Source organism: Paenibacillus ihumii (assembly GCF_001403875.1).
Taxonomy (GTDB): Bacteria; Bacillota; Bacilli; order Paenibacillales; family Paenibacillaceae; genus Fontibacillus; species Fontibacillus ihumii.
Window position 1 is genome coordinate 420,104 of record NZ_LN884297.1, and the last position, 15,511, is coordinate 435,614.

The 15,511-nt window shown below is 52.0% G+C and carries 16 protein-coding genes; 8 read left to right on the plus strand and 8 right to left on the minus strand.

All coding sequences use genetic code 11. The features are described 5' to 3' along the window. Positions 1-21: 21 nt before the first annotated feature. The gene (locus BN2762_RS04605) at positions 22-1,749 is read left to right on the plus strand and encodes a CPBP family intramembrane glutamic endopeptidase (RefSeq protein ID WP_055105843.1); all 1,728 of its coding nucleotides are present in this window, start codon (positions 22-24) and stop codon (positions 1,747-1,749) included. Here BN2762_RS04605 and uvrC read toward each other — a convergent pair. Both uvrC and trxA read right to left on the minus strand, forming a co-directional pair. Next, positions 1,718-3,631 carry an excinuclease ABC subunit UvrC gene (uvrC, locus tag BN2762_RS04610; protein WP_055105975.1) on the minus strand — a complete coding sequence of 638 codons (1,914 nt, stop codon included), beginning with the start codon at positions 3,629-3,631 and terminating at the stop codon, positions 1,718-1,720. The two genes, BN2762_RS04605 and uvrC, sit on opposite strands and share 32 nt — an antisense overlap. A gap of 104 nt (positions 3,632-3,735) precedes the next feature. Beyond that, positions 3,736-4,053 (minus strand): thioredoxin, encoded by a 318-nt coding sequence (gene trxA / locus BN2762_RS04615; RefSeq protein WP_055105844.1) that lies wholly within the window; start codon positions 4,051-4,053, stop codon positions 3,736-3,738. A 259-nt stretch (positions 4,054-4,312) separates the two neighbouring features. Between trxA and BN2762_RS26780 the strand changes: the two genes are divergently transcribed. Then, complete coding sequence (locus tag BN2762_RS26780; RefSeq protein WP_148499870.1) at positions 4,313-4,468, plus strand: YqzM family protein; 156 nt, start codon at positions 4,313-4,315, stop codon at positions 4,466-4,468. Positions 4,469-4,614: 146 nt separating this feature from the next. Here BN2762_RS26780 and dnaI read toward each other — a convergent pair whose 3' ends face one another. The 3 genes from dnaI to BN2762_RS27505 form a co-directional block, all read right to left on the minus strand. Further along, on the minus strand, positions 4,615-5,568 hold the full coding sequence (gene dnaI, locus BN2762_RS04620; RefSeq protein WP_055105845.1) for a primosomal protein DnaI: 954 nt from the start codon (positions 5,566-5,568) through the stop codon (positions 4,615-4,617). A gap of 24 nt (positions 5,569-5,592) precedes the next feature. Continuing rightward, a complete protein-coding gene (locus BN2762_RS04625) occupies positions 5,593-7,122 on the minus strand; it encodes a replication initiation and membrane attachment family protein (RefSeq protein WP_055105846.1) in 1,530 nt (509 codons plus the stop codon). 84 nt (positions 7,123-7,206) lie between these two features. After that, the gene (locus tag BN2762_RS27505; protein ID WP_230202419.1) at positions 7,207-7,467 is read right to left on the minus strand and encodes an anti-repressor SinI family protein; all 261 of its coding nucleotides are present in this window, start codon (positions 7,465-7,467) and stop codon (positions 7,207-7,209) included. Positions 7,468-7,723: 256 nt separating this feature from the next. On the opposite strand from BN2762_RS27505, the gene BN2762_RS04635 reads away from it, so the two are divergent. The 4 genes from BN2762_RS04635 to BN2762_RS04650 all read left to right on the plus strand — a co-directional run bounded on the left by BN2762_RS04635 (position 7,724) and on the right by BN2762_RS04650 (position 11,099). Then, positions 7,724-9,214, plus strand: a complete 1,491-nt coding sequence (locus BN2762_RS04635) for a hypothetical protein (RefSeq protein WP_055105848.1) — start codon at positions 7,724-7,726, stop codon at positions 9,212-9,214. A gap of 85 nt (positions 9,215-9,299) precedes the next feature. Continuing rightward, positions 9,300-9,890: a signal peptidase I SipW gene (gene sipW / locus BN2762_RS04640; protein WP_055105849.1), complete on the plus strand. Its 591-nt coding sequence runs from the start codon at positions 9,300-9,302 to the stop codon at positions 9,888-9,890. A gap of 129 nt (positions 9,891-10,019) precedes the next feature. Then, the gene (locus BN2762_RS04645) at positions 10,020-10,613 is read left to right on the plus strand and encodes a TasA family protein (protein WP_055105850.1); all 594 of its coding nucleotides are present in this window, start codon (positions 10,020-10,022) and stop codon (positions 10,611-10,613) included. A gap of 135 nt (positions 10,614-10,748) precedes the next feature. Beyond that, entirely contained in the window at positions 10,749-11,099 is a 351-nt protein-coding gene (locus tag BN2762_RS04650; RefSeq protein WP_055105851.1) for a helix-turn-helix domain-containing protein, read from the plus strand. Between the two features lie 158 nt (positions 11,100-11,257). Here BN2762_RS04650 and BN2762_RS04655 read toward each other — a convergent pair whose 3' ends face one another. Continuing rightward, positions 11,258-11,551: a YuiB family protein gene (locus tag BN2762_RS04655; RefSeq protein WP_055105852.1), complete on the minus strand. Its 294-nt coding sequence runs from the start codon at positions 11,549-11,551 to the stop codon at positions 11,258-11,260. 209 nt (positions 11,552-11,760) lie between these two features. Between BN2762_RS04655 and hemQ the strand changes: the two genes are divergently transcribed. Continuing rightward, the gene (gene hemQ, locus BN2762_RS04660) at positions 11,761-12,507 is read left to right on the plus strand and encodes a hydrogen peroxide-dependent heme synthase (protein ID WP_055105853.1); all 747 of its coding nucleotides are present in this window, start codon (positions 11,761-11,763) and stop codon (positions 12,505-12,507) included. A 91-nt stretch (positions 12,508-12,598) separates the two neighbouring features. Here the strand turns inward: hemQ and BN2762_RS04665 are convergent, their stop codons facing one another. Beyond that, complete coding sequence (locus BN2762_RS04665; RefSeq protein ID WP_055105854.1) at positions 12,599-12,841, minus strand: hypothetical protein; 243 nt, start codon at positions 12,839-12,841, stop codon at positions 12,599-12,601. 1 nt (position 12,842) lies between these two features. Further along, positions 12,843-14,036 carry an NAD(P)/FAD-dependent oxidoreductase gene (locus BN2762_RS04670; RefSeq protein WP_055105855.1) on the minus strand — a complete coding sequence of 398 codons (1,194 nt, stop codon included), beginning with the start codon at positions 14,034-14,036 and terminating at the stop codon, positions 12,843-12,845. A gap of 396 nt (positions 14,037-14,432) precedes the next feature. Here BN2762_RS04670 and BN2762_RS04675 point away from each other — a divergent pair, with 396 nt between their 5' ends. Beyond that, positions 14,433-15,464 carry an NAD(P)/FAD-dependent oxidoreductase gene (locus BN2762_RS04675; protein ID WP_392391560.1) on the plus strand — a complete coding sequence of 344 codons (1,032 nt, stop codon included), beginning with the start codon at positions 14,433-14,435 and terminating at the stop codon, positions 15,462-15,464. Positions 15,465-15,511 lie beyond the last annotated feature (47 nt).

Below are 15,511 nucleotides of genomic sequence, written 5' to 3' on the forward strand. Positions count from 1 at the left end.
TTACTGCAAAGGGGTTTTGGAATGTTATCTGTCTTTTCGTCCACAGGACGAATGCCGAAGCAGCGCACCGTCTATCTGATGGCTGCTGCAGGTTTGCTTGTCTTTCTGATCCTTCAGGTGATTCTGCCATTGGCCGCGCCGGAATCATTAGTGCAGCTTAAAAAGACGATCACGAAGCAGGAGGCAGCGGAAATAGCTGCTGAATTTGCCGGCTCCACGCTGGGGCTCCCGGTGCCGCCGGACGATGCCCTGGTTACCTATGATACGCGGTCGGATATATACGGTTATTTATCCCGGGAAAAACTGATGAACACATACATGAAAGACTACGATGAACAGTTCCCGTTAGAGTTTTTTCGCGTACGGTTCGAGCGGCCGGATGACGTGCTTAGCGCCCTGACCATAGACGTTAACATGTACGGAGGCAGAGTTGCCGGATTTGAGCGTATTGTCACCTATAGCAATGCCACCAAAGAGCTGCTCCTTGAGCAGAGTATACAGAGCGGCAGAGAATTGCAATGGTTGGAGAGCAGACTGACGTCCGCAGAAAAGGAAGGCTTGGCAGAGCCCTACCTGGCAGCCTTTGGCTTTGACCCCGCCAAGCTGACGGTCAAGAATGCTCCGAAGGAGGCCGGACTGGTCTACGAGGTATCCGGCTATGAAGCCGGCGAGTCCCGCGGCCAGATCGAATTCCATTTTGAAGACGATGCTGTTTCCTCCATGCAAGCTTATTTCGCTCCCCCGGCAGCTCATAAGGAATATGTCAAAGGGCAGCAGACACTGGCCAATTGGTTCACCTGGGCCGGCTATGCCCTGTTCTCCTTCGTGCTCGGCATATTAGCAATCATTTACAGCGCAAGGACGCGTCCGTACTCTTCCTTCCTGCGCGGTCTGGTTCTGTCCTCCGTCTATTTTGTATTCTCGTTGGCCGGGGCCATTAATATGCTTCCCATGCTGAAGAAGGATGGAATGGGAGACGGTATCCTGATCGCCGGCTACATTGTACAGGGCATAGTTACATTAATTATCTCGGCCTCCATCTACTTCTCCCTGGTGGGGGGAGACGGACTATGGCGGCAGCAGGGACGGAATCTTTGGAGCCGGGCCAAAGAGCCGGGATACGGCCGGCATGTGATGCTCTCGATGAAAAACGGCTATCTCTGGGCCCTTATCCTGCTTGGCGCGCAAGCGATTATTTTCTTTATCCTAGAGCGTTCGATCGGCACCTGGTCAACGACCGATGCTTCGCAATCAGCGTACAACATGCTCTATCCTGTTCTGTTTCCCCTGCTTGCCTGGGTGGCGGGAATCGGTGAGGAGGCAGTCTACCGGTTGTTCGGCATCCCGATGCTGAAGAAAATATTCCGCAGCACGTTCGTAGCCAGCTTGCTATCGTCGCTCATCTGGGCGCTCGGACATTCCTTGTATCCGATTTATCCGGTCTACTCCCGGCCGATCGAGCTGACGATCATCGGGTTGCTGTTCAGCTTCGTCTTCCTGCGCTACGGCTACATTACCGCCATGTTCACGCATGTCGTCTTCAACAGCATCCTGATGTCATTCAGCCTCATGCTAATGGGCGGAACGCTGAACTTGGCCGCTGGCGTACTGTATATCGCACTGCCGGCTATCGTGGCGTATGTCATCTATTTATTCAACCCGCCGGGCCGGTCGGGAAGCGCTCCGCCGGTACAATACAAAAAAGAGGAGCCGCCATTTACGACTCCTCGTCCCGAAGGGCATTTATAATTTGATTGGCGAGCTTATCGCCGATCGACAGAGGCCGAAAGTCTTCGACGGAGGCCTCTTTTATTTTTTTGAGCGAGCCGAAATGCTTCAGCAGCAGCTTGCGCCGCTTCTCTCCAATGCCTGGAATCGCATCAAGGCGCGACGCTACCATAGACTTGGCCCGCTGCTCGCGGTGGAAGGTGATCGCGAAGCGGTGCACCTCCTCCTGGATCCGCTGCAGGAGATAGAACTCCTGGCTGTCGCGCGGCAGATGCACGGGCTCGGGCGGATCGCCCACCATAAGCTGGGCCGTCTTATGCTTGTCGTCCTTCACGAGCCCGCACACCGGAATGAACAAGCCCAGCTCGTTCTCCAGCACGTCGATAGCGGCCGATATTTGGCCCTTCCCGCCATCTACGACGATCAAATCCGGCTGCGGCAAGTTTTCCTTGAGCACCCGTTCATATCTGCGGCGAATTACTTCCCGCATCGTCTCATAATCATCCGGGCCTTCCACGGTCCGGATTTTATATTTCCGGTACTCTTTCTTCGCCGGCTTGCCATCGATGAACACGACCATCGCGGATACCGGGTTCGTCCCCTGAATGTTGGAGTTGTCGAACGCCTCGATCCGCGCGAGCGATTCTACTCCAATCGCCGCGCCCAGGTTCGCCGCTGCCCTCGAGGTGCGCTCTTCATCCCGTTCGATGAGCCGGAACTTCTCCTCCAGGGACACACGGGCATTCTCCTCGGCCATACCGATCATCTGCCGCTTCAGCCCGCGCTGCGGCACATGGGTCTTGACGCCGAGCCACTGCTGAAGCTCGGCCGCCCCGCTGATCGCATCTGCGGTGTGCGCGGCTTCAGCGGCTTCCTTGGAGTCGGCCTCCGAACCGCCCGCTTCCGCTTCCTGGCCAGCGGGCTCCGCCGGCAGCAGGATTTCCTGGGGCAGGGCTGGATTATCGCTGTAGTACTGCGTCACGTACGACAGGAAATCCTGATAAGCATCGCCATAGAACGGAAACACGGAGGCATGCCTTTCGATCATTTTCCCCTGGCGCATATACAGGATCTGTACGCACATCCAGCCCTTATCGACCGCATAGCCGAACACGTCGCGGTCCTTGGCGTCGGCCATCGTGATCTTCTGCTTCTCCATAAGCGCGTCGATGCTCATGATCTGATCGCGCAGCTCCTTGGCCCGTTCAAAATACAGCTCCTCGGCCGCCTCCTGCATTTTCCGCTGGAGCTCCTTCTTGATCTCTTCATGCCCGCCGCTCAGGAAGGATTGGATCTCCTGCGTAATTTCATCGTATTTCTCCTGAGGCACCTCCTGGACGCATGGCGCCATGCATTGGCCGATGTGGTAATACAGACAGACCTCTTTAGGCATGACATTGCATTTGCGCAGCGGGTACATGCGGTCGAGCAGCTTCTTGGTTTGCTGGGCCGCGTAACCGTTCGGGTAGGGTCCGAAATACTTCGCTTTATCCTTCAGCACCCGCCGGGTTACCTCCAGTCTTGGATGAGGCTCGTTCGTGATCTTCAAATAAGGGAACGTCTTATCATCCTTAAGCAGGACATTGTAACGCGGGTGGTGTTTTTTGATTAAATTGCACTCTAGAATGAGCGCCTCCATGTTGCTCGCGGTCACGATATATTCAAAATCGCGGATTTCCGAGACAAGGCGCTGGGTTTTGCCGTCATGGCTGCCCGTAAAATAGGAACGTACTCGGTTCTTCAGCACCTTGGCCTTCCCGACGTAAATAATCGTTCCTTCTTTATTCTTCATCAAATAACAGCCTGGCAAATCCGGCAGGAGCGCCAGCTTGTGGCGGATATTCTCCAGCGCCTTCTCTTTCTCCTGCTCCTGCTTCTGCAGCCCCTGAACTGATTCATCCATACCCATGCTCCCCCCTCTCCTTATGATACTACACAGGGTATGACATAGAAAACGCCCCCGGAGATTCCGGAGGCGTTACAAAGCGCTAATCCTTGCACTGCAGCTTACTGGTGCTTGGCGATGAGGCTCTTCAAAGCATCTTTCGAGTTCAAGCCGACCACTTTATCGACCGGTTGGCCGTCTTTGAAGAGAATAAGCGTCGGAATGCTCATTACGCCAAAGCGGGAAGCCGATTCTGGGTTATCGTCAACATTGACTTTAGCGATCTTGACGGAATCGCCTACTTCCGTTGCCAGTTCATCCAGAATTGGGGCGATCATTTTGCAAGGGCCGCACCAAGGAGCCCAGAAATCAACCAGGACAGTTCCCGTGCTTTCCACTTCACTATTGAAAGTTTGATCGGATACGTTAACGATTGCCATATAAATCTCCTCCTTCATGTTAAGGGCACGCAGATAACATGTTAATTGCACATGATTTGTGTCATACTTATGAATAAAGCCGCTAAAAAATTAGCGTCATTCAAAGTATACCACAAATATATAGCAAATGAAAAATCGTACTTCCGGCTTGTTCTTTACAAACTGTTGAACGTTTGGTTATACTAATAATAACCCAAAATCGTTTTGTCTATGACGTATTTCATTGATAAATATTAATTCTCGAGGAGGACCCATCGCCATGGACGCAAATACGCATGTAAATGACCCGCGGGAGCATATCAACGAAGAACCGCGCAACGACTTGTTTGACCTGATGAACGGCTTTTTTGGCATGCTGACGGTCATGATCGTCATTTTCTTCGGTATGGTCATTTTCAAATTTCTAGCCAGCTAATTGTAGGTTGTTCCAACCATCAATCGGCATGGGTATCCTGGCACGCTTATACATAAGGAACCCTTCGCAAATCCATAAAAATAGCAGGCCAAGCTTCTCCAGCTCTGGCCTGCTATTTTTATTGGCGCAGGACGCGCGGGATAGCTTTAATTCTGTCCCCGCTTATTCACGCCCCGCACCGGCACAACCTCCACAAATGGCGCGATCCGGTCCATCAGCCGCTGTCCTTTATGAATTTCTTCCCCATCCTTGCTCGTAAAGCTCAAATGCTTCTCGAGTCCGTTAAGCGAGTAGTTCGACGTATAGAAGGTCGGCTTGCGGTTCATCCGGTAGTTCAAGATCGAACCCATCACATGATCACGGACCCAAGGGTTCAAATTTTCCGCGCCGATGTCATCAAAGATCAGCAAGTCGGCCTGTTTCATGATTTCAATGGTTTCCTTCAGCTTCTGGCTGTCCTGGAACATCGATTTCAAATCCTCGACGAATTCAGGCATGTACACGATCACTCCAGAATAGCCCGCCTTGGCCAGCTCATGCAGCAGATAACACATCAAGAAGGTCTTGCCCGTCCCGAAATGCCCTTCCAAATACAGGCCGCGAGGCGGCAGGCCGCCAGCCTTCACCTCATTGATGTATTGGAACACCCGGCTCACCGCCGGAGCCCGCTCCCGGTCCTTGCTCATAATCTCTACTTCGCTGTAGCCTTCCTCCAGCGCCCGTTCATCCACGTAGAAGCTGTGGATCCGCTTCTTGATCGCGAGTTCCCGCTCCCGCTGGATCTGCAGATTGCAGGGGACTTGGCGGTCGTTAACCGTAGCCGTTCCGTTGACGGTCTCAACCGTCAGCTTCGTATAATGGCCGGGAAAATCATTCGGGCAGCGCTCAAGTCCCGGACAGCTGTCACAGTGACGCGAAGTCTGCACATATTGATAGAGCTTGGCCATACTCAGCGTAAGCTGCTCATCCTTCAATTCAGGATAACTTGCCCTTAGCTCCAAAATCAGCGGATCGCTCATCAGCCTCGCCGTCAATTCCTCCGAGCGCCGGCGAAGTCCCGGACTCTTCATCTGCGTCAGCAGTTCCCCGAGTGATTCCATAGGCTAACATTCACCTTCCTAAAATTACATGCTTCCTTTATTTTTGCTGGCCTGCATTTGCTCGGCCATTTTGAGCAGCTCGGCAAATTCCTCTTCCGATACGGCGCCTTCGCTCGCCGAGCTCTGGACGATCGGAATGTCCGGCTTGATTGCGCCTGGCCTGCCATAGGCCCGGCTTCTGCCTCCCGCTTGCTGGGATGCTCCCTGAGACTTGCCCTTGTCTTTCCGAATCTTCGCCCGATTGCGAATATAGTGCACAGCCTTCTCGTAGGAATCGATCCGCTTAAGCAGCATGTTCGCAGCGATCGCGTCCACAAAATTGCGGTTGATCCGCTGCTCTCCGCCCGAAGTAAGAAGCTCCATCAAATAATGGATCAGTACATTGATAACCTCGCCGGGGAGCTTGTAGTTCAAATCGATTTTCTCGAAGATATCCAATAAATTATCGGGCACCGAGCCCGGGAAAAACGTCTTGAGCAGCCGGGTATACGGTTCATTGCGCAGCATCATGTTGTATTGATGGATGTCGCATTTGCTGAGGAACTGGGGAGGAACTTCGACATAATACTCCATCTGCACGGCGACCTCCTCCGGCAGCCCTTCATCAGCACCCGGTTCCGGCGACCGCAGAGCTACAACCTTGGCGTAGGCGGCTTCCCTCTCTTCCTTGCGGCGCTTCCCCTGCCTGAAGTGGAGATTCGCTTTATGCTGCAGACTCTCCAGCAGCAGGCGGCCGTCCGTGCCGAAGACACCGTCCTCGTCCAGCAGCCGGCATAAATCCTGCACGCTAAGCTCATATTTGCGGGCTACATAATTGGCGATTCCCATCCCTTCGGGATCGAAGCGAAGCGCCTCTACATAGGAGCGATTCGCCGATTCGCGCGGAAAGCGAATAATGATATCGGCATAGTTGATCGCCTCTTCCTCTGTCCCCGGCAGATTGCCGGACTGCCTCCCTATGGAGGATTCGGCAATCGCCTGCTCCAGCTCGTAATCTATGGCATGGGTATTTAACTCGAATATATCGTAGAAAGGCACCGAAATATTCTCTTTATTATAGGTAAGTCCGCTCCACTCTGGCGGCTCCTCGCTGAATAAGCGCTCACGCAGGGCAAGAACGGCGAACTTGCCGATTTTATCGCGAAGCAGCAGGGTCAAATGCTGGGTCCGGAAAAAATCCGCTGGGGTAAGCGGCGCCTGCAGCTCATACTCGTAGATATAATCATCGCTATCCGGTATGTACAAACGGCTTGTCTGCAGAAGCCCGACGGCCTCCAGCCTCGATGCCTGCTCGATTAAATATTTGCGCCCCTTCTCGCTCGGCTCCAGGCCCAGCGTAAGGAACAGCTCCCGCTGCTGCTCGATCGGGGAATATCCGACCTGCTCCAAGCTGACCCGCTCGGCAAGCAGGCGGTAGAAGCCGATGGCGAACGCGCCGACCATCGGCTGATAAACCAGGCTTAGCATTCTGCCGTCGACAGCGCTGAGGCCGAAGTCGCGGTATACGCAGTAACGGTGGTTCTCGGTAAAGTGCAGCATATTGTTCATGCGCATAATTTCATCGCTCCTTCCAAGCTCACGTACGTGTAGACTTTCTCTATTCTATCACAAAAGCGATCTCCCTGAATCGGGGATACCCTACAAATTTCGCCGAAAAATATCATCTCTCAACGCGATAGGCAATGTTTCTTCCTCTTCTTCCTGAATGCTTCTGCTCGCGAATATTTTTGGACATGCAGCCTGTCCGGTCCCTGGCGCAGATCTCCCGCGCAAAAAGGAACGCACCTCCTCGATCGGGATGCCAGCCTCCTTGGCCATTGCGAGCAAATGCATCCACTCCGCTTCATCAGAGCTGGCAGACCGCCGGCCTGCCATGGTCTGGATCGGCTTATTCATCATCGTCCCCTCCTAAAGAAAGATGTTACTTATTCTCGGCAATGCCTATTGTTCTTTATAAAGAACAATAGAGGGCAGTAAATTAATGGAATCCGCAGAACGATGAAGCAATTCATGCATTTCCACGTATAAAATAGGCTTTTCGGCCGTTTGTCGCGCTTTCCATTCTAGCGTGAATCCCTTATATTTACATCACATTGTTGTTCTTAATAACGAACGTTTTGATGCTAAATGATTTTCCCGGAGAGGAGGGGACCCGTTGCGCCGTCCTAGAGCAACCGCAATCCAAAAGCGAGAGAAGCCGCGAAGGAGGCTGAGGCCGCGAAGAACACCGCTATTGGACGCGATAATCCTCCTGTCGGCGCTGCTCCTATATCTCCCGACTCAACTCGGCGCCACTTACGGCGAGTTCACGAGTTCCAGCAGCGCAGACGTTACTATGAAGGCCTGCCGGATATTTCCGGGTGAAATCGAGAGCCTGCTCTCCGGAGCTTTAGAGCATTTTAAAAGCGCAAGCGTTAGCAAAAGTCAGCTTCAGGCTTACACTGCAACCACCACTGCTCCGGCTATCCTATTTCCGGTAAATTCCCTCCCCCCTGCCCCAGCTTTCGCCAAGCCTTATTCAGCGGAGACAGCATCTTCTCCCGGGACTGTTGCAATGGACGCACCTGCGACAAGCGCAACCGTTACAAATGCAACCTATCCCGAAGCGGGGATGGAATCCACCAGCCCGTTCACTGCAGGCGGGCTTGATGCAGCAGCAGCCCGTCTATCCCTTCAGATCGAATCGTTTCAGAAGGAGATTGCGGCCCTTGATGCTAGACTTGCAGTCTCCTCCTATGCAATCCAGCAAATTGCGAATGAGCTTAATTCGGGCGGCGCCGCCTTGAATCATATCATCCGGATGCTCAGGGAGCTTCCCGTCAATTGTGCCCGTCTGTCTCAAGACAGCCTGCTCGAGAAGTCAACGGACTATTTTTCCGAGGATGCCCTGTTATCTGCTGCATTCTCCGCTTCCTTGAAGGAATTGACGGATTACTTGCGACAAGTATATGATGCCGGAATCGCGGTTCAGAACGTCCCGAATTCGCTCACAAATCAGTTGGTTCAAGATGCAGCAGACTTTACGGTGCCTCAAGAGGCTGCAGGTGAAGCGACAAGCCAGAAGCTGCTCCAGTTCTATGAGGTCATTCAGCGGTCGATGGAAGCGGAGAAACAGGCGATTTCAGCCGAGCTAGGGATTCTGGAATCACACCTGGCTATGCTGAGAGCAACTGCGGAAGAGCAGCGTGCGCGAGAAGCTGAGCGGGCTGTGCAGAAGGAGCACGAAGACCTGGCTGCTCCAGATGAGGAGCGGAATGACCTGTCGACTCCTGACGAGAAGCGGACTGACTCGGCCACCGCAGTCGGGGAGCCTTCAAAGGCAGAAGCCGATGAATCGGCGGAGCAACAGATACTGCCGAAGGTGCTGCAGGGAGAACCGCTAGATAAGCCGCTAGAAAAACTAGTAGATGAGCCATTAGAGGAACCGTTAGATCATGCTCTAGATGAGTCGTCAGATCACGCGCTCGGTGAGGTGTTGAACGATTCGCTAGATGATCCGCTAAATTATGCCCTGGAACCACTGCCAGTTGAAATAGTAGATGAGATATCAGGCATGGTGACAGATGAGTCGTTGGAAGTGATAACTGATAAATTGACAAATATAACGAGGGTGGAGTCGCCTAAAGAACTGCAGATGGAACGCTAGAGGGGATCAAGCAAAATACGAAGTCCCTAGCAACCCAGCTCCAGTTGGTGACCCAGCTCCAGCTTGTGAGATAGGAGGAGCCATTATGAGGCTAATAGGGAAACTCGCGATTCGAACGGTTTATTATTTGCTCATTATCATTTGCATGGCCGTGATCGGGGCGATATTGTGGTCCAGAATAACCGGCGGTGAGCCGAGCTTCTATGGATATCAGCTCAAAACGGTGCTATCGGGCTCGATGGAGCCGGAAATTCAGACGGGATCGGTCATCGCCATTTCCCCGCAGCGCCCGGAAGCTATGAAGCGCTTCGAGGCCGGAGACATCATCACATTCCGGGCTGATGAGCAGCGGCTCATCACCCATCGCATTATCGAAGTCAGGACCAGCGAGAGCGGCGGCCAAATTCTGTATCGCACCCAGGGGGACAACAATGACGCGCCCGACAGCGCCCTCGTCCGCCCAGACAACATCATCGGTTCCTATACAGGGTTTACCCTGCCCTATGCCGGCTACTTCCTCAGCTTTGCCGGGACCAGAACAGGCAGCCTCCTACTTCTTATCGTTCCAGGACTGCTGCTGTTTCTCCATGGCGCATATTCCATATGGAAAGTGATTTCCCAGCTGGAGCAGACCTCAAGCAACCATGATGGACCGGATTCACCTGCAGCGGTGTAGCCATGGTTATGGAGACGGCATAACCCGGGTTGGGATGCCCAACACTCTGCCCACTTTACCCTGATTGCTGTCCTTATGCCCGCATAAGGCCGCAATATATCAAGCCAATCATAAGGAGGATTATCGATTATGGGAATCAAAAAAACGCTAAGTCTCGGCGTGTTGACAGCAGCTTTAGGTCTGGCGCTTATCGGCGGAGGCACGTTCGCCTATTTCAGCGATTCGGTCGAAACGACGGGGACATTCGCTGCAGGGACGCTAGACCTTAACGCGGAGCCGACCGCCCTCATCAATTTGGATAACATCAAGCCCGGCGACTATGGCATCCGTACCTTCAAGCTGCTGAACAACGGCACGCTGGATATCGAAAAAGTCCTTCTACGCACCAGCTACAGCGTTATCAACAAGACAGGAGAGCCCGAGAATACCGATGATTTCGGAAAGCATATCAAGGTCAGATTCCTGACCAACCTCGATAAGCAGGAGGATGTGATTTACGAAACGACGCTTTACGAGCTGCAGTCTTTGGCGCCGGATGCCGTGGAGAATAAATGGCAGGAATGGTTCGAGGAGCGGGGCGGGCTAAAGGCCGGAACCACGGATAATCTCATCGTCAAATTCGAATTTGTGGATAACGGCGAGGATCAGAACCAGTTCCAGGGAGATTCCCTGCAATTGAAATGGGTCTTTGAAGCAAGGCAAGGGGCCGGTGAGGCTAAATAATTCCCCCTGCCCGAACGGAAAGTCCCCTTCTCCTTCCGGGAACCGGCTTCGCCCCTTCTTTTGTCGCATGCTGCATATTCTGCTATAATAAATCTCGAAAAATATCTTCGTATAGGATAGTGAGGCGTCGTCCTTATGGCAGACCACATTGGAGAGCGCATTCAAAAGTTCCGCCTGGAGCAGGAGTTGTCTTTATCGGAGCTGGCCAGCAAAGCGGAGGTCGCTAAATCTTATCTAAGCAATGTTGAGCGGAACATACAAAGCAACCCTTCCATTCAATTCATAGAGAAGGTCGCTTGCGCCCTGAATGTTACAATTCCCATGCTGCTGTATGGAGAGCGGCCCGCCGATCAGCATTTGGATCCGGAATGGTCACTTCTTGTCGAGGAAGCCATGAATTCTGGAATCAGCAAGCAGGAATTCAAGAGCTTTCTGGAATTTCAAAAATGGAAGATGAAGCAAAGCAATGACGGCAAGCCTGAATAACCGTATGCTTCATCCACAGACGGCACATTTCTCTAATATGCTGATTTCGTCAGTATACTTAAGTCGCCCTATGCTCAAATCACCAAATAACAAGCCCCAGGCCAAGGCCCGGGGCTTACTGTATGGACAGCTCATTCAAGTCCATATCTATATTATTGCTAGAACATTTTGTACCCGCCCTGGCGCAGCTTGCGGATCGTCCAGCCGCTGAGGATCGCTCCGAACAACCCGGCGATCGCTGTCAAATAATCCACCAGACGGTACGAGCCTACATACGTCCAGAAGCTCTGCTCACGGTTCCATAGCGAGTATACGACAATCGGCAGGATGACAATAATAAACACATAGGCCGGAAACCAAGTTGTTTTCATCAGCATATTAAGAATGAATCCGATGCCAAACATCATCACAAAGAACAGAACCATCAATATCAACACAACGAGCCAACCCATTGCTTTTCCCAACCCTTCTTCAACAAGCTCTATAAGCTAGATCACAGCTTTCCCACACTAGTAGTAAGTTTACTAGAAAAAATGTTGCGAAGCAACGAACTTTCCGTGAATAGATTGTGAATCGATTTGCCCGCTTGCGAGCCATAGGATACAATAGGGTCAATGTATTCTCTCTTGTAATTACTAGGAAACCATAGGAGTGATCATAAATGAATGAAGCAGCATTAACCCTGGAGGGCTGGTATGCCCTGCATGATTTCCGCTCCATCAACTGGACTGCTTGGAGAGCCGCTGATGATGAGGAACGCGCGGGCGCCCTGGAGGAGCTTCACGCCTTCCTGCAGGAATGGAGCAGCGTCGAGGAAGCCAAGCAAGGAAGCACTGCGGTTTATTCCGTCGTAGGCCAGAAAGCCGACTTTGTATTCATGCATCTGCGCGAGACGCTGGAGGAGCTTAATGCGCTGGAGAACTCCTTCAATAAAACGACCTTTGCGCAATACACCACGAAATCCTATTCGTACGTCAGCGTAGTCGAGCTCAGCAACTACTTGGCATCCGGAGGCGGCGACCCTAAGGCAAATCCGGAGGTCATGGCAAGATTGCAGCCAATTCTTCCGAAATCCAAATACATTTGCTTCTACCCGATGAACAAGAAGCGCGATCTGAGCGACAACTGGTACATGCTGTCGATGGATGAGCGGCGTGCCATGATGCGCAGCCACGGTCTGATCGGCCGCAGCTACGCCGGCAAAGTGAAACAGATCATCACCGGCTCCGTTGGCCTCGATGACTGGGAATGGGGCGTCACTCTCTTCTCGGACGATGCCCTGCAGTTCAAGAAGCTCGTCTATGAAATGCGCTTCGATGAAGTCAGTGCCCGGTACGGCGAATTCGGCTCCTTCTACGTCGGCAATCTGCTGAACGAACAGCTCTTTGAAGAGATGCTGAAGCTATAACCTAATCCAGATATTTGCAATACAATAAGGGGTGTTCCGGAATTATACCGGAACACCCCTGTTTATTTTTCTTGGAAATCTCTCGGAAATCCTATTCCTCTTCGTCCCGCATGGATTCCAGAAACTCGGCCGTCGCACGGTCGCGGGCTCTCCCCTTCTCCTTCAATCTTTCGATCGCCGGAAGAATGAGAATATCGACTTCCCTCTGCACATGGTAAGCCAGATCGTATTGCTGCTGCGACTCCAAATAAGAGCCGACCTCCATTAAGGCATTATACCTGTCAAGCTCTTCCCGGGTCAGCAGCCCCCGCACCTGTACACTGCAGTGACGCATTTTACAGGAATCTGCCTTTCTTCAAGACGAGCGGAATGCCGCCGATGATAAAGAGGTAACGCATATCTACGGCCTTTTTCAGCTGAGCGGCCACCCAGCCTTTATATTTCTTGCCGAATGCGGTAGCGATGGCTTCGCCTTTGCCCAGAGAAGCAACCGTTCCTTTATTGCTGAACACGAATTTCTTCAGCTCCTTGCCGCGGATTGAGGCAACGACGTTCTGCGCGCAGATTACACCCTGCTGCATAGCAATTTGAGCCGTTGGCGGATATGGACGGCCCTCTTCATTAAACATCAGCGAGTTATCGCCGATTATGAACACATTGTCATGCTCCGGCGCACGCAGGTACTCATCGATTTTCACGCGGCCGCGGGCTGTTTCGAAGCCTGCTGCCTCGATCAGGCGGTTGCCGCGAATCCCCCCGGTCCATACGACGGTAGCTGCTTTGATCTCCTCGCCCGTAGCAAGAACAACGCCCTCTGGCGTGCATTCTTTAATCGCTACGCCGATTTTGAATTGAACGCCCTTCTTGCGAAGCACATCCATGGCATATTCAACCAGTTCAGGGTCGAAGCCTGGCAGTGCGGTAGGAGCTGCCTCTACGTTATATACATTAACCAGGTTCGGATCTACATCGTAAGCCTTGCACAGCTCAGGCACGCGATCGGCCAGCTCGGCAACGAATTCGATGCCGCTGAAGCCTGCGCCGCCCACTACGAAGTTCAGGCGATCCGTGCGGCTCTCATCCGTTTTGTAGAGCGCAAATTGATATTCGATATGTTGACGGATCAGACGAACCGAGTTGATGCTGCGGATCGTCATGGCATATTCGCCAAGTCCCGGAATGCCAAAGGATTCAGGCTCCCCGCCAAGCGCGATAACGAGGTAATCGTAAGACAGGGTTCCGTCCTGAAGGACAACCTTCTTGTCCGCGATGCGAATTTCTTGAACGTTCGATTTCACCAGATCGATTTTGAATTCGTCGATCAGTTTGGAGATCGAAACGCGTGTATTCTCGATCGAATCTGTTCCCGCTGCAGGCATATGCAGATGCGTCGTGAAATAATGATAATCATGACGGTTCACCAGCGTAACGTCAGCTTCATTGTAATTTAATTCTTTCTGCAAACGCTGAGCCGTCAGGATTCCGCCATAGCCTGCTCCAAGAATAACGATTTTAGGTATGGTACTCATGAGTTTGTTCTCCTTCCAATTTGGACACTCTATATTTTAAATAAAACCAAAAACTGAAATGTGAAATGTGAAATTTAACACATAAAAATATAGTCTCTGGTAATTATCCATGAATTATGCGCAATGTGTAAATGCGACATTTGTCACATCAATTCTAAACCTTTATCACAATTTTATCAAAAAAAAATGTTCCTATTCATAATAGTTACCTTTTTCGTCACATTTATGTGCGCACACAATTTGAATGATATCGACTTTTTTATAAAAGATCAAGTCTTATTTTACGCGGTTTTAGCGGTATTTTAGTCATAAAATGCCGAGAAAAAACTGCCATAATGCGTTCACTTTGCAACGATAAGGTGGACGCTTATAATAAAGTAGAAATGACATTAATGAATGTCGAATAAGATCTGGAGGTGTTTGCCAGTGTCATCCTTGAATACCGGGAGCGAATTTTCCGACCTGCTTATTATCGGGGGAGGTCCGGCAGGCATGTTTGCCGCTTTTTATGGCGGCATGAGAAAAGCATCCGTCAAATTAATCGAAAGTATGCCTCAGCTGGGAGGCCAGGTTGCCGCCCTGTATCCTGAGAAATATATTTACGATATTGCAGGCTTTCCTAAAATTACGGGCCAGGAGCTCGTTAACAACCTGCACGAGCAGTTGAAGCTGTTCAATCCGGATGTTCGTCTGGAGGAAACGGTGCTGAGCATCGAGAAGAAAGAGGAGCGTCACTTCGTCGTTACGACCGATAAAGATGTCCACTTCGCGAGGGCCATCATCATAACCGCAGGCGTCGGCGCGTTCAAGCCGCGTCGCCTGGAGCTGGAGGAGGCACCGCGTTTCGAGAAGGCTAACCTGCACTACTTCGTCAGTGATTTGAATCGGTTCCGCGGGCGCAAGGTGCTGATCAGCGGCGGCGGAGACTCTGCTGTGGACTGGGCGCTGATGCTCGAGCCGATCGCCGAGCAGGTTACGCTCATCCATCGCCGCGATAAATTCCGGGCGCATGAGCACAGCGTCGAGAAGCTGATGAGCTCCAGTGTGCGCGTCATCACGCCTTCCGAAATCGCCGCGCTGCACGGGGACGAACGCATTGAGCGCGTTACCCTGGCCCATACGAAGACGAAAGAAACGCAGGAAATCGAAGTAGACGATGTCGTCGTGAACTTCGGATTCGTGTCCGCCCTTGGACCGATCGCTGAGTGGGGACTTGAAATCGAGTCCAATTCCATCGTTGTCGATTCAAGAATGGAGACCTCGATCCCGGGCATATTTGCCGCCGGGGACATTACAACCTATCCCGGCAAGCTTGATTTGATTGCGGTCGGATTTGGCGAAGCGCCAACGGCTGTAAATAATGCGAAGGTATACGTCGATCCTGAGGCGAAGCTATCCCCAGGTCACAGCAGCAACTTGAAACTATAAATTCATAACATGGGTCAATAAAGGGTATCTTACCTTTACGGTGCAAC

Excerpts from the sequence above, each read along its gene's own strand:
- BN2762_RS26780 (WP_148499870.1), top strand. The coding sequence starts at position 4,313 with ATGGACGCAAATACGCATGTAAATGACCCGCGGGAGCATATCAACGAA.
- BN2762_RS27505 (WP_230202419.1), bottom strand. The coding sequence starts at position 7,467 with ATGATGAATAAGCCGATCCAGACCATGGCAGGCCGGCGGTCTGCCAGC.
- BN2762_RS04655 (WP_055105852.1), bottom strand. The coding sequence starts at position 11,551 with ATGGGTTGGCTCGTTGTGTTGATATTGATGGTTCTGTTCTTTGTGATG.
- BN2762_RS04605 (WP_055105843.1), top strand. The coding sequence starts at position 22 with ATGTTATCTGTCTTTTCGTCCACAGGACGAATGCCGAAGCAGCGCACC.
- BN2762_RS04675 (WP_392391560.1), top strand. The coding sequence starts at position 14,433 with ATGTCGAATAAGATCTGGAGGTGTTTGCCAGTGTCATCCTTGAATACC.
- hemQ (WP_055105853.1), top strand. The coding sequence starts at position 11,761 with ATGAATGAAGCAGCATTAACCCTGGAGGGCTGGTATGCCCTGCATGAT.
- BN2762_RS04645 (WP_055105850.1), top strand. The coding sequence starts at position 10,020 with ATGGGAATCAAAAAAACGCTAAGTCTCGGCGTGTTGACAGCAGCTTTA.
- BN2762_RS04625 (WP_055105846.1), bottom strand. The coding sequence starts at position 7,122 with ATGCGCATGAACAATATGCTGCACTTTACCGAGAACCACCGTTACTGC.
- trxA (WP_055105844.1), bottom strand. The coding sequence starts at position 4,053 with ATGGCAATCGTTAACGTATCCGATCAAACTTTCAATAGTGAAGTGGAA.
- dnaI (WP_055105845.1), bottom strand. The coding sequence starts at position 5,568 with ATGGAATCACTCGGGGAACTGCTGACGCAGATGAAGAGTCCGGGACTT.
- BN2762_RS04665 (WP_055105854.1), bottom strand. The coding sequence starts at position 12,841 with ATGCGTCACTGCAGTGTACAGGTGCGGGGGCTGCTGACCCGGGAAGAG.
- BN2762_RS04670 (WP_055105855.1), bottom strand. The coding sequence starts at position 14,036 with ATGAGTACCATACCTAAAATCGTTATTCTTGGAGCAGGCTATGGCGGA.
- BN2762_RS04650 (WP_055105851.1), top strand. The coding sequence starts at position 10,749 with ATGGCAGACCACATTGGAGAGCGCATTCAAAAGTTCCGCCTGGAGCAG.
- sipW (WP_055105849.1), top strand. The coding sequence starts at position 9,300 with ATGAGGCTAATAGGGAAACTCGCGATTCGAACGGTTTATTATTTGCTC.
- uvrC (WP_055105975.1), bottom strand. The coding sequence starts at position 3,631 with ATGGATGAATCAGTTCAGGGGCTGCAGAAGCAGGAGCAGGAGAAAGAG.